The following is a 13,267-nucleotide window of genomic DNA, read 5'->3' on the forward strand; positions in this document are numbered from 1 at the left end:
CACCACACTACGCCGCATTAGGCTTAATCGCTTTGCGAATCATCTCCATAGCAGAGACAGCCGAGCGCCCACCAACAGCGCTAACTTTCTGAGATGATTGCCTGCGCTGGCGCCCACGAGCGCTCAGCAAGACGCAGGACAGCACGCCGAATACAGACCCGCCGAGACCCATGCCAACCGCAACCAATGGCGTCGAAATGACTCCAGATGCTTGGGCGAAACCAGCCGCAGCCGCTGGTCGCGGCTCTAGTGCGGGCCGCTCGACTGAGACGAAAACAACAGCCACCTTGTCATAGGATAAGCCCTCGATGCTGTTGGCGACGAGCATTTTAATCTGCGGCAGCAAGATTGAGAGATTTGCCCTTGAGTCATGTCGGATGAAAACCGACGCCGAAGATGGCGTGGTGTCACGTCGCAACAGGTCGTTCTTTGGCAGAACAACGTGGACGCGCGCCGAGAGGACACCATCGATATCACTGATCGTGCGAGATAATTCCTCGCTCAGCGCATAGACGTAGCGGGCGCGCTCCTCGATTGGCGAAGCAATCAGACCCGCCGCGCTGAACACTTCGCCTAGACTCTTGAAAGCGTGGCGCGGCAACCCTTCGCCATTCAGCAGGTCGATTGCGGAAGCAATCTGAGTCTGCTCGACCTGGATCGTGATAGTCCCATCCTTAGCAGCAACGCGGAGCGCATCGACCCCGTTCTTGAGGAGGACCGCAAGCATTTCATTGGCCTCACGCTCCTGAACTTTCGTGTAGAGATCGGCTTTGCAACCAACCAGGGCAAGCAGGAGCGGCAGCAGAGCCAGAAGTTGAAGCCGCTTGCGGAATGGGCGCGCCTGACCGCTTTCGCGATCGATTAAACCAATCATTCGCCCCACTCAGCCGGCCGATATCAGCTTATTCAGAGATGAACCGAGGCTACCGATGCCATTTGAAATGAGTGTTACCTGGATGACGCTGTCAGAAACATCCTTCAGATTCGCCAACATCGCCTCGAAGTCACCTGCGCCACTGGGGACGCCCGGCACACCCGCTCCCGCTTTGCCCGGCTGCAGCAATAGGGGCTCCGACGTCGACCCGGTCTCCGCACCTTTTGGAACTGCATTGACCGGATACATCGCAGAAAGGTTCTGGAGGATGCGATCGCCCAGCGGGCTCGCCTGTGTTGTTGCACGCGATACCTCGGATATCGGCGGAACGGGCGCCGCTCCCGTTACTGGAGCCGCAAGGTCTGGAACCGAAGCCGCTTGCAAGAGGCTCTGCTGAAACTGGACCTGCTCGTCGACCGCTGTTGCCGAACAGGCCTTGGACAGGCCTTCTAGATTGTGAGAGATCGGCGCAGCGCCTAACATCATCATGGAAAGACTCGCTCTCATCGAGATGTGATACGACCAGCCGTTCAAGCCGATTAGCGGCTCAATGTCCTAGACAGGCCAGCTGACGACAAGCTGACGAGTTCGCCCGCACATCGCCATCTAAAGATCACGTTTCGCGTTCACGTACCGAACGTACTCCTGTTAGTTTAAGTCAACGAGAACCATGAATGCTCATCCGATCCATAATCCCGCACGTTTTGAACGGAGTTCTGTGTGTCGCCGTTTTCATTTCCGGCGGAACACAGATCGCGCGCGGCGCTCCCCTGTCGCTGCCCTCGACCCCTTATCGGTATACGGTTCTGGATCAGGAGCTTTCTGCCGCGCTGCAGGAATTCGGCAACAACCTCAATATTAAAGTCACCATCAGCGCCGAGGTGAAGGGTCGGATCCGCGGGCACATGCCGGACCTGCCACCGCGCGCCTTCCTTGATCATCTGACTCAACTCTACAATCTTCAATGGTATTACGATGGGCTCGTGCTTTACGTCTCTACCGCAAAGGAAGCGCAAACTCGTCTGCTTGTCTTAACTTCAATCAGCTGCGACGCGCTCAAGGCAACCCTCGATGCGCTCGCCATTTCCGACGAACGCTACATCATGAGATCGGCTCCGGGAAATGGCCTAGTCCTTGCGTCCGGTCCACCACGGTTCATCGCACTCGTGGATCAGACGCTCAATGGTCTTGTGGCGGAGGCGCAGGCGCGACCTCGCTCCGTCGAGATGCCGTCCCGGGAATCTGTGCTGATGTTATATCGGGGCGCCTCCGCGTCGATCGTTCGGGATGGGCGAACTGAAGGCCCCTACTCTTCAGACATGCCGCGCCAGGAGGGTGCCTTGCCTGCGCAAGGGCCGGGCCCAAGATGATACAGCTCAATCAGCCGTTACGCGGGTTGTGCAAGGAGCCTGGACCGATCGTCCGGTCAGACGCCGCACAAGCACGGCGAGACGTACGTGTCGTAAATCGGCTCCAGAACACGAGAATTGCTGCTGCGCCACCTTGTCCACCAGTATCCGGATGTCCGGTGGTAGTGTGCGGGAGGTTCTGCAAAACCTGAGCGGCTGAAGCGGTCACGGTAAATCCGGTATTTGCGAAGATCACCGCCCATAGCGGAGCAAGGACCATCACGACCGTGACGAAGATTAGGACGGATGGCTCTGCCGTCAAACAGCTTATTGCGTCGGACAGGGATCCTGAACCCCCTGATCCGGGGTGCGGTGCAGGAAGCTATCGAAGCCGCGATGGCGGAGGCGCTGGGCGCGGCGAGGCGCGGCTGGGCTATCGCTCCGGCTACTATACCCGCTCGCTGACCGTCTCCCAGGGTTGCCACCGAGTTGCCAGATAGTCGGCCAACCCCGTCTCCTCCTCGTCGCGCACCCGCATCTCAGCCGTGCTGAGGTCGTACTCAGTGACCCAGGATACGCCGAAGAAGCGCATGCTGACCAGCCTGCCCGACACTCTACCGCCCGAACTCCAAGAACACCGGGAATGTCGTCATTCGGGGTCCGTCCAGATTTGCCTCCTTGGCAGCTTTCTTCCGCCGGAGAGTTCTGAAGATTAGGTTTTCAGCATTGCAGGCGGCGCATGATAGATGCCGCCTCTGACCAGCAGGGCCCAGATGGTGCGCGCAAGTTATTGCCACCTTTCGCAACATCGACCGGCTGCCGCCATCGCTTACGTAATCTGCCGCCAGGCAATCAGGCTGTTCCATCCGGGGTGAGACGAGGACTGGTTGACTGGCTCATCGCATAGGCGTTCGGAATTTCCTTTGTACCTCCTGACGAGCCCAGCGGGTGCCGAGTCGCTCGGCGGCATAACGATGCGGCAAATCCCTGCATCACACCTGGTATCGGCCATGGCGTATGCAGGAAAACCCCAATCAGCCGATCAATTGGAGTTCACGCTGAGTGCTATGCCGGGTAACGCGTGACGTGAGACTTCCTGCCCACGAGCAAGCCAGGAGACGAACACAGGGATCTTACGAGCGGGTTTCGACACCCCTTTTCCAAGCACCACGCTTGCCGCACGCGACGGGGCTAGCGCAAGAGAGGCGCGTCGCAAATCAAACTGTATCACATCTCTTATGCCGCAGCAGTTCCCTGCCGCACTTAGCATCCACGGGGGGTTCCCAAAAAGGCCCTGCTCACCTAGTTGGTAATCGAGACAACAGAACCAATACGTCCGCTACTATTAGCTATGCCGGGTCACTTCTGTAGGGCGGCACGCCAGCGCAGCGGGCGGGTGCTTGCATTGCGCGATATCTCGCACCGATCGTTGCGGACCACGTGATTTGGTCCGCGCAATCGGAATACGCTGCGCTGTCGCCATTGCTTGTATTGCGGTTGTGTCTCACCAAGCGTCCCACGTTGTCGAGTTAACGCATTTAGTCTTGAGCGCATATTAATCGCAGGTCCAGGCAGACGTTGGCGAGCACTCAATGCGAGGCGCTTTCGCATCGACACGCAACACCGATCCGCTGCATTGATCTTCCGAGCATTTTTGCTTCAACGCGTCGCGCAAAGCTCCTGGTCAGGAGTCCGGCCGATCGCGCACTCAATGCGTTCGCGCATAGCTGGATCGATATCTTTGGCGCCGAGCAACTTTGGCGCCGGCGGCTCTTGCATTTGAAGAGCTGGTCTATCCCAGCTAGCGCAACTGCAGAGCCCCAGAGTAGCGAAGAGAGCCGAGCACGAAAGCACACAAAATGAACCCAAGCGCCACCGCACTGACTTACGAGGTGAATTCATGCGGTCCTTCTTGGATTGACTGCTGCGCCTGTGAATCGGCTGCAAGGAACGTGTTGCTGAGTTCCTCGGACGGCGCGTCGTCGTCCTTTGCAGCTGCGAGTGTAATGGATCCAACAGGCTGGATTGTGAAGTCCGAGGCAAGGTCCTGATAGGATAGAACAGCAAGATCGATCCCATTACGGGTGAGAAAGCCGCGGACAAAGCGTCGTATATCCATCGAAGCAAGGATAACGGGCCGGATCTGCCCCCGAACTACGTTCGAATGGATCTGACGCATTTTTGAAAGCAGCGCCTCGCTTTGCTCGTCGCTCAAAACCAGGTAGGGTCCTTTGGCAGTCTCTCGAACCGCGCTGCGCACGATATCCTCGGTTTGACGTTCGATGATAAAGACCGGAACGACGCGGTGTGCGTTGGCATACCGGTGGCAGATTTGCCGTCTCAGACCGGAGCGAACATGTTCCGTGAGCAAGACGACGTTTTGTTCACGTCCGCTCCATTCGGCCAATGCTTCCAAGACCAGCCGTGTGTTCCGGATCGGAATACCCTCCTCCAGGAGGCGCCGCAAGACGTCGGCTACTTTAGGGATCGGCGTCGTACGCAACACCTCCTTGACCAGATCGGAATATTCCGTCTCCATGCGAGCCAGCAACTGGCGCGTCTCCTGGATACCGACCAAGCACTGTGCATAGCGGGTCAACGCCGAATGGACGCGTAAGGCCAGGATTTCAATGGGACGGTGGTGCCCGATGCCGGCTGCTTTGAGAGCCGGTGCATTGCTCTGTTCAATCCAGATTTGATCCGTCTCCCGGTCATGCCGAAACGGGATGCCACTCAATTCAATGTTGGCCGGATCGTCGCGGAGTGCGAGCTGCGTTGGATCAATTAACTCCTGCTCGACGGGCACGCCCTCGACATCCACCCTGTACTGCAAGTCTGGCAAGCGCTCGTCGACCTCGATGGGGATGCGCGGAATTGTGATGCCGAGATCAGACGAGATCAGTCCCGAAACGCGTGCAATGTGCTGTTGCAATTCCTCTTTGTCGATCGCCCGTGTCAGACTTGACGCAAGGAACAATGCGATGGGAAGCGCCTCCGCAGGCACGATATCCTTGTTAGACTGTGTGGGAGCCGGGCGAGAGATATCAGCGCTTTTCTTGCCGCTTTGGGTCGCACCGTCGGCAAAGCTCGCTGCCGCAAAGACTGCAGCCAAGACGAGAAAGACAGGGAGCGGAAAACCCGGAATAGCCCCCATTACAACGAGTACGCCGGCAGACAGCCGCAATGCGTGCGAGTTTGCTGTGAGCTGGTTAACGATGTCGGTCCCAAGATTGAGCCTTACAACCCCATTTACTCGAGTGATGATTGTCGCAGCTGTAATCGAGAGCAGCAGCGAGGGAATTTGTGAGATTAACGCATCACCTATGGTCAGCAGGGTATATTGATGCAGCGCCGCCTGGAAAGACATTCCCTTGGAGAGCAGGCCGATGGTGATCCCGCCCAGCATGTTGACGCAGATAACCACCAATCCTGCGATGGCGTCGCCCTTCACGAATTTCATGGCGCCATCCATAGCCCCGTAAAGCTGACTTTCTTTCTCCAATGTAGCGCGCCGGCTGCGGGCTTCATTCTGATCGATATGGCCATTGCGCAATTCCGCATCGATTCCCATCTGCTTGCCTGGCAGAGCATCGAGCGTGAACCGCGCCGCCACCTCGGCCACGCGTTCAGCCCCCTTGGCCACGACGATGAACTGCACCATGGTCACGACTAAAAATATGACAATGCCGACGACGATATTTCCCGATATGACGAAATCACCGAATGTGCGAATGATGCTGCCCGCATCCCCCTCAGCCAAGATCAGCCGCGTCGTTGAGACGGTGAGCGCCAGACGGAATACCGTGGAAATCAGAATGACGCTCGGCAAGGACGAGAAATCAAGTGGAGTGCTAATATAGAGAGCGACCATCAGCAGCAATATGGCCAAGCCCAGATTGAAGCCGACGAGCGTATCAATCGCCACTATCGGGATCGGCATGATCATCATGCCGACCGTCAGAAGCAGCATCAACGCGACCATCAAATCGGAGCTGGCCGACGCGCGCGCAATGATCTTACGCAGGACGCTGGTCATGGGGACCTTCCGATCGTTGATTGATCAGGCCAGTGCTCTCACGCAACGAGACATAGCGTTGGAAAGCGGCGAGCGCCTCGTCTATGAGGCCGGCCCGCCGCAGGGCGTGGCTACGCAACAGCATCAAAGAGATACGCGCCGAGGGTTCGTCATCAAGTGCGTTCAGTCTATCTAGGACCTGCAACGCCTCACCTCCGAGGCCTTCCAAGATGAGGGCATAGGCGAGAATCCGTAATAGATCGACATCTCGCGAGTCGTTGCCGACGATGAGTCGCAAGAGAGCCACGCATTCTGCGCTCTGCCCACATGCAAGGTGAAGATAGGAAAGTGTACAGAGCAAATCGCGCTCATGCCCGGAACTCAGTGAGACGTTATCGGATTCGGAAACGTTGGTCGTCCGTTGCGCTCCATCGGAGTTGAACATTGTTAGGCTTCGATCAAGCTATTCCGATTCTGGCGGAGCAGCGCTAGCCAGTGCAGTCCCTGCCGTAGGACGACGATACCGTCCCCCGCCATCGAATCCGCAGGCGCGGCCGCCAGTTTATGGACGAGACGTTCCAGAACAATGCTATACCGCTCTGCCCGCAGCATGTCCGGATGACGTAGGCTTGGAGTGACGAAGGAGAGTAGATCGTGCGCGATATCGCGCCCGTAGAGCGATCCCACCCCAGCGGGCTGCTCGATCTCATAAATGCGAGTGCGCATCTCGTTGAGACTGACACGCCAGACTGCATCAATATCTTTGGCCTCCGATGCGGCTTCGATCGCTACATCCAGCGACATAGAAGGCGTGTTCAGCTCGCCCCAGATCGACGCACGCTCCTTCTCGCCATTTGCACGAGCACCGTCCGCCTCACCTTTAATGGGTTGGATGGTCGGCCCTATCACTGGTTCATGATGGTCCTCGCTGAGTGTCTGCGAAGCAGTGCCAGGCCCGACATCGTAGCGGGAAACCTTTGACATGACGATCTCCTTATCCTTCCTTCGGGCCAGGAAAGCCTAATACGGAACGGCAACAACGCGGCCATTGCGGCTTAGCAGCACACGCCCATCCTCGATTCGAGTGACCGCCCATCCCTCGGCCAAGAGAGCGCCGACGAAATACTTCTGCCCACCGACAAGCAGATAGGGCTGGGATCCGCGCGAAACAGCTTCGATCGCGATTGAGGATGGCTGCTTTTCCTCCTTGACGATCACTCCGTTCACCAGTGTGACCGCACCGTATGTACGACCATCGAACCATTGCTGGAGCTCCTGCCATTTCGCAACGGTTGCAGGCGTGACTTTTCCCTCAGCGCTAACAAAACCCGGCCCCGAACCAACCCTGATATCGAGCAGGCCCGCCTTATCAATTTCCTGTTTCAGCACTTCGGCTGCAGCCTGAGCTCGCCGATCGTCAGGCCGGTTCGTGCCCAGCTTGGGTACAAGTTCTGCGGCAGGCGGCGCAATGCCGGTCGGTGCACTTCCGGTGGCTTTGAAGAAAATGGTGGAGAGACCGCCTACACCAAGAAAGCTGAGGAGCACGAGGGCGAGAGCTGAGATCCAAACGCGCGAGAGGCTGATCGACCGAGCCTCAACTGCATTCTGCATCGACCAGCGAATAGACATGGCGCCCGCACGAATGACGGCGGGAAGAAAAAGAACAACACGTTCACCTGCGGCAATATCCCCTTCGCCCTCTGGGGTGCTTACGGCTGCAAGAGCCTCAAGCTCGATTGAATTGCCAACGAGGGTGATACGTAGGTGATGCGGCTCAAGCCCTTGTTCGACGAAAACCATATCCGCGTCGAGGCCGCTACCGATAAGGCTCGTTCCGGCAGCCGCCTTCCCGCTTAGCCCGACATAAGGTCCCGACAGTACCTCGAAATGTAAGGAGGCGGCCTCATTCACGGACAATTCTCCGAACCATGACGAGCACGGCAGGGCGATTGGTCGCACGATTCATTCCTAGGCCGCACCACTCACATCACCCGATGACGGGAAAGGCGGAGCGACGATTCGCCCCGCCTTTTACCGTTATCCGTTGACGCGCTCGCTGGCCGCCTTCCTCTCACTCGAGAGCTCGGTCGTCAGTGCACGCAACCGTATGTCCTGCACCATGGCCTGCTGGTTAACCGCCTTCAATTCGTCGATCAGTTTCTCGAAAGTACCCGTCCCACCAACGTTATCGGCCGCCGAGCTACCGACGCTGGAACTCGTGGACTTGCTATCAGTCTTGCTATCAGTCTTGCTATTTGCCTTGCTGTCATGGGTGTCGTGGGTACCACCAGTAGAAGAGCTAGTAGAACTTGTTTTGGTCATATCGCTTCACCTTCCGTTTTTTTGCCGCCATCAATGGCAACACTCCACTGACGTCGAAGAACCGGCGTCAGGTATCCTCTTCTGTTTCAGCTATAGCTTCGCGAAGATTTGACATGTTTCGCTCCATCGCCTGCATCGCGACGCTGGCAAGAACCGAACCGAAAGCCGATTCGAACTTCTGACGATCAGTTACCGACTGCGAGCTGCCACTGTCAGAATTGGTATGGATGACGCCTTCGATTGCCCCGGCCATCTGGTGCCTCTCACTTCAGTTCCGCCAAAACGGTGGTATCACCACCGAGCGATTCACATTGCTTACGCTACTGGGACTAGCTGTCGAGAAGCTGACGAGAATGAGAACAACCTCACTATCGTCAACGTCAACCCAGCTGAGAGAGCGCATTCGCAGGTACATGCCGCGACTGCCACCGCGCGAATTTCTCGGCCCCACTTTCAATCTCTACATTATGCCGACGAGCGCCAGATCGCGGCGCCTGCCGAACGCACCTCATCACATTGCTCGATCAGCAATGGTGTGATGGCAAGTCAGAGGCAAAACCGCGCGCAGTTGGAAATGCTGCCGCGGGAATCGGCGGTGATGTTGTTTCGTGGCTCCACAGCGATCGTCACTCGGGACTGACGACCGCAGGCACCTGCTTTGCGAAAGCGTCAGAACAGCGTCGTGCTTGCACATGCTCTGAGCCGGAGATGAGTTTCATGAGCACGATGACGCCTCTCCGGGATGTTAAGACGACCGACATTGGCTCGTCCTGCTCCGTCTAAAAGTCGTCAGCTTCTCGAAAGCTCGCCCCCTTAATATGAAAGCTCGATCTTACGACGCCGACGTCAAGTATTTACCGCAATGGAATGGAATGAACCTAATGCAGCTCAACAGCATTTCGCTGCCCGCCAGTGCAGATCCAGCTCGTTCGTCGGCCTTGGGATCATCCGCGCAGACCCCCGGCCAGATTCGGCAAGGCGAACCTTCGATGTTCGAGGCAATGGTGTCCATCTGCTCGCGGGAAGAGAAATCCGACGTTCCCTCCACGCCGCCGGATCTGCTGCAATCAGAGCTACAGATCCCGCAGGATTCGCTGGACCAGTTGTCAGCGCACGCGAAGGCGGCGATCGAGGCGGTGATGAAGGATCCGTTTTTTTCTTCCTCGGTCGATTCCTCCTCGGTCGATTCCTCGTCGGTTGACTCCCCTAGTGCAGACGCATCGGCGACGGCTGCTCCATCGCCAGACGTTCCGAGCACTCCGGTGCCAAGCTCTAGGATCACGTGGGACGGCGGCACGCTGACCAATGCCGAGTTGCAGATCGTGGCAGTGCTGAACCGGCACAAGGACCAATGCCCACTCAGCTGGGACTCGCTGGCAGCCAAGGCCAGCGATCCCTCGACGCCCCCGGATCTGAAGGAGGCGATCGACGGATTGCGACGCGATCCAGAGCTCTTCTATGCGATTGGCTCCCAGGGGGACGGCCGCTGCGGCGGCAAGATCAAGGCCAAGGATCTGTCAGAGTTTTCCGCCAGCCATTCGCAGGTTGCTACATTCCAGGAGCAGCAAGCGCATAGCTACGAGCAGAACTATATTCCATCCGACGGCACCTCGAATGGACAACCGTCGGACATGACCTTGAATGATGCATTGCGCGAGTTTTACAAGTATTCTGACTACCTGCCCAAGAGTTTGAGCCTGGACGATTTCAAGCGGATCGTCGACGGCAACGCCGACATCGGTAAGTGTCCGCCTCAGCTGATCGCGGCGGCTCAACACTTCCTCGATCACCCGGACGCCTGGAAGCAGTTGTGCGGTGGTGCGACTGATAAAATCCACAAGGAAGACTTCTTGCAAGTCGCCTCGTCGTCGATGAATTCCACGCAAAGCGAGCTGAACACGCTCGACACGATCAACAAGAATCAGAATGCCTTCTTCGGGGACGGCGACCTGACACGACACAAGTTGGCGAGTATGGTGGATGACAAGACTCTCGACCCGAAGATACGAGAAGCGGCATCGCAACTGCTCTCGGACCCGCTCTTGTTCCGTTTGCTAAACAATTCGATTACGGGTTACAAAACCCATCAGGAGTTCTTCGACTTAGGCGGCGGGCATACGGTCGACTCTGGTAATATCAGCAACAACGACTTCAGGCACTTCTATAGCAACATGTCACTTGCGAACCATACCGTTCAGCAGATCAAGACCCATGTCCCCAAGACCGCCGCTGAACAAAATGCAGTCACAGATATGGTGATGGGGGTATCCGACCAACCCGATGTCGCGTCTCCGAAGAAGAATGGCGGGGTCCTCATGCATGCGGTCGATGACGTAGCCAAGGTGGGCTCGAAGGTGCTCGACTGGGAGGCCACGGCAGTAGGCCTGCTCGGCGTCATTCCGGGACTGGGCGAGTTGGCCGATGGCGTATCGATGGTGCTCGAGCTCGAGTCGCAAGCATTGAGCCTTCTGCATACGGGCATTAGTGGGGGTGATATGAAACAGGCCCTGAAAGAGGCTGGCCTTAATCTTGCGGGGCAGGCCATTAGCTTTGTCGCTGGGCCCGAGGTCAAATTCGCGCTGCGCGAGGGCCTCGCAAAGGAGATGCTCGAACAGACCGTGCAGTTCGGCCTCGATACGGCGATCTCGAAAGTGCAGTCCTATGCCGAGGACCATTTGGACGACCTGAAGGCACGCCTTACCGAGCCCATGCAGGCCGCAGGCGTTCCGAGTTAGGTCGCTACGCCGTCGTCGTCTCAGACGGTGGTCTGAAAGGCCAGTTTTGCGGGTAAGGTGCGGATGGGTACCTACCTTTTCAGGGACGGAGGCTTGCACCTTCAGCGCCGCTCGACAGCACGGCGTCGAGAAACTCGGTATGTGCCAGGTCGTCAGGGCGAAGCCGCCACTTGGCAAACGGCGGCGGAAGAACGCGCGCTGCACTCGAGGCGCACCCCAAGCACCTGGCGCCACTCTTCTGAGAAGCCGGGTCCGGAATTTGAACAGGTCGATAATTGGAGTTTCTGCCTGAAAGCGGCGATGATGGCCGCGAACAGGAGAGACCAAGAACAGACGAACCGCGCAGAACCACAGCCCGGCTTTCAAGGCGAAGGTGGCGCGTGCCGCCGTCAAGTGCGACCGGACGATAGCCCAATTGGCCGAGCACTTCGACGTCCACCCCATCCGGTGACGGCCTGGAAAGCTCAGCTTGAGGCTTGGGCTTCTGACGTGTTCGGCGCGGGGAGCTCGGCGACGGTTGCGCCCGCGGTCGATGTGAAGTCACTAAATGCCAAGAGCAGGGAGTTGACGCTGGAGAATGATTCCTAAGAAACGAGAGCACCGACTTGCGGCTCCAAGGGTTGGAGAACAAAGGCCAATGCCTTGGCACGCCCATGCGAATTGTTGACCACTCGCGTTGGGTAACGCGTCTCGTAGGACGAGGCCCTTGGATCGACATAGTCCGTCCGTATCGCACAGCATTGTAGAACAGAACTGCGATCTTGCCGGCCGTGGCGGTCACTGCCTTGGCCTTGCCGATACGCGATGAAAGTCGCCTGTAAAAGCTGCCGAGCGCGGTGTCTGTACGGCCCACGGTCACGGCAGCAAGGCGCAGAAGTGCCGCCGCCCTACCGCCGGATCCGCGCGTTCGGACGAGAGCATTCTGCCGCCGGAGACCTTGTTGTTCGGCGCCAGTCCAGCCAAGAGGTACAATGCTTTGCACTTCGCCACGAGGAGAGGTCGTCGCCCCATTCAGCGATCAGCTTCAGCGAGAGGTAAGGACCGAGGCCGTCGAGCGTGGTGACGTCCTTTCCGACCAACGGAACAGCGCCACGCGGACGTTCGTAAGCTAGAGCGTTCGCCTGATCGGTTCGATTCCGACGCGCCTTCAACACGGCTTCGATCCCGGGCGTCGCAGACAGATGCTTTCTCGTGGTAGGCGTCCTAAAGCGCAAGTGCCTGCTCGAGCGCAAACAGACGCTCGGCGCGATAGCCTCCGGTGAGCGCCTTCACGATCGTCTCCGCACTAGCGTGGCAACTGTAATGGCGCAAGCACGCCAGCGCCTCAGGATCGCGCTCGCCGGCAAGGATCGCGCGGATGAGGCGCAGCCGGTGGCGCCGGTGATGTCGGCGAGACCTGGTGGAGTTGAAGATTTATCTCCGTCAAGGCGTTGTGCATATGCTTGATGTGGGAGGCCGCGTACCCAATCAGACGCTCGCGCTGGCGCACGTAGGATCGCGGCTCCGCAATCTGTACTTTGGGCCGAAAGCTGGCTCGCGACAGCCCAAACGAATGGAGCCGCTGCAGCCACTGCGCATCGGTGATATCGGGCTGCCTCGAGCATCGGCACCACTTCTGACTCAAAACACATCGGCCAACCGGTCCGGCCGGCGACGGCCGCGCCCACCCTTCTTCTGCGATGGTAGGCGGGGTTGTTCTCGGTCCGATACGCGGTTGACGGACTAAACGACTCCTTGGCGGCGGCCACTGGCGGGCTGACGGTACTTCGTGTAGAGCCTTCTGTCGTTGCCACCCGTGATGCAAGAAGTTTCTGACCCGTTCGGCGTGTGCACGATGCGGTCTTCTGTCAGGCCTTCCTTTTACGGCGTCCTCAGAGCCTGACCGAAAAAGGGTGAGCGGTTTTGGCCGGCTTGTGATTCCTTCGGATTTGCAAAGATTCGAGGGAGGACACCATGCCGTGGACCAAAACCG

Annotated in this window: 11 protein-coding genes and 2 pseudogenes; 2 read left to right on the forward strand and 11 right to left on the reverse strand. The window is 58.1% G+C overall.

Going from position 1 to position 13,267, the window contains the following annotated elements; genetic code table 11:
* Positions 1 to 7 precede the first annotated feature (7 nt).
* Positions 8 to 874: a type III secretion system inner membrane ring lipoprotein SctJ gene (sctJ, locus tag IVA98_RS33595; protein ID WP_247275809.1), complete on the reverse strand. Its 867-nt coding sequence runs from the start codon at positions 872 to 874 to the stop codon at positions 8 to 10.
* Positions 875 to 883: 9 nt separating this feature from the next.
* Positions 884 to 1,363, reverse strand: coding sequence for a nodulation protein NolB (locus tag IVA98_RS33600; protein ID WP_247356573.1), 480 nt, complete (start codon positions 1,361 to 1,363; stop codon positions 884 to 886).
* Positions 1,364 to 1,548: 185 nt separating this feature from the next.
* Here IVA98_RS33600 and IVA98_RS33605 point away from each other — a divergent pair, with 185 nt between their 5' ends.
* The gene (locus IVA98_RS33605) at positions 1,549 to 2,244 is read left to right on the forward strand and encodes an EscC/YscC/HrcC family type III secretion system outer membrane ring protein (protein WP_247356575.1); all 696 of its coding nucleotides are present in this window, start codon (positions 1,549 to 1,551) and stop codon (positions 2,242 to 2,244) included.
* Positions 2,245 to 2,671: 427 nt separating this feature from the next.
* Here the strand turns inward: IVA98_RS33605 and IVA98_RS33610 are convergent, their stop codons facing one another.
* The 7 genes from IVA98_RS33610 to IVA98_RS33640 form a co-directional block, all read right to left on the reverse strand.
* Positions 2,672 to 2,815 (reverse strand): NEL-type E3 ubiquitin ligase domain-containing protein, encoded by a 144-nt coding sequence (locus tag IVA98_RS33610; protein WP_247275812.1) that lies wholly within the window; start codon positions 2,813 to 2,815, stop codon positions 2,672 to 2,674.
* Positions 2,816 to 4,108: 1,293 nt separating this feature from the next.
* Positions 4,109 to 6,259, reverse strand: coding sequence for a type III secretion system export apparatus subunit SctV (gene sctV / locus IVA98_RS33615; RefSeq protein ID WP_247275813.1), 2,151 nt, complete (start codon positions 6,257 to 6,259; stop codon positions 4,109 to 4,111).
* On the reverse strand, positions 6,240 to 6,683 hold the full coding sequence (locus tag IVA98_RS33620; RefSeq protein WP_247356584.1) for a histidine kinase: 444 nt from the start codon (positions 6,681 to 6,683) through the stop codon (positions 6,240 to 6,242). The genes sctV and IVA98_RS33620 overlap by 20 nt, the downstream gene beginning before the upstream one ends.
* Positions 6,684 to 6,685: 2 nt before the next feature.
* The gene (locus tag IVA98_RS33625; protein ID WP_247356586.1) at positions 6,686 to 7,222 is read right to left on the reverse strand and encodes a hypothetical protein; all 537 of its coding nucleotides are present in this window, start codon (positions 7,220 to 7,222) and stop codon (positions 6,686 to 6,688) included.
* 36 nt (positions 7,223 to 7,258) lie between these two features.
* On the reverse strand, positions 7,259 to 8,149 hold the full coding sequence (locus tag IVA98_RS33630; protein WP_247275816.1) for a SctD/MshK family protein: 891 nt from the start codon (positions 8,147 to 8,149) through the stop codon (positions 7,259 to 7,261).
* Positions 8,150 to 8,275: 126 nt separating this feature from the next.
* Complete coding sequence (locus IVA98_RS33635) at positions 8,276 to 8,560, reverse strand: hypothetical protein (RefSeq protein WP_247275817.1); 285 nt, start codon at positions 8,558 to 8,560, stop codon at positions 8,276 to 8,278.
* Positions 8,561 to 8,627: 67 nt separating this feature from the next.
* Complete coding sequence (locus IVA98_RS33640; RefSeq protein ID WP_247275818.1) at positions 8,628 to 8,813, reverse strand: hypothetical protein; 186 nt, start codon at positions 8,811 to 8,813, stop codon at positions 8,628 to 8,630.
* Between the two features lie 628 nt (positions 8,814 to 9,441).
* Between IVA98_RS33640 and IVA98_RS33645 the strand changes: the two genes are divergently transcribed.
* Positions 9,442 to 11,295: an HrpF/NolX family T3SS translocon protein gene (locus IVA98_RS33645; protein ID WP_276577998.1), complete on the forward strand. Its 1,854-nt coding sequence runs from the start codon at positions 9,442 to 9,444 to the stop codon at positions 11,293 to 11,295.
* 584 nt (positions 11,296 to 11,879) lie between these two features.
* On the opposite strand, the pseudogene IVA98_RS37875 reads toward IVA98_RS33645, so the two are convergent.
* Positions 11,880 to 12,892: pseudogene (locus tag IVA98_RS37875) on the reverse strand (transposase); the annotation flags it as partial.
* Positions 12,885 to 13,088, reverse strand: a pseudogene (locus IVA98_RS33650) (IS21 family transposase); the annotation flags it as partial. The pseudogenes IVA98_RS37875 and IVA98_RS33650, both read right to left, overlap by 8 nt.
* Positions 13,089 to 13,267 lie beyond the last annotated feature (179 nt).

This window comes from Bradyrhizobium sp. 160 (genome assembly GCF_023073735.1).
In the GTDB taxonomy this organism is placed as follows: Bacteria; Pseudomonadota; Alphaproteobacteria; order Rhizobiales; family Xanthobacteraceae; genus Bradyrhizobium.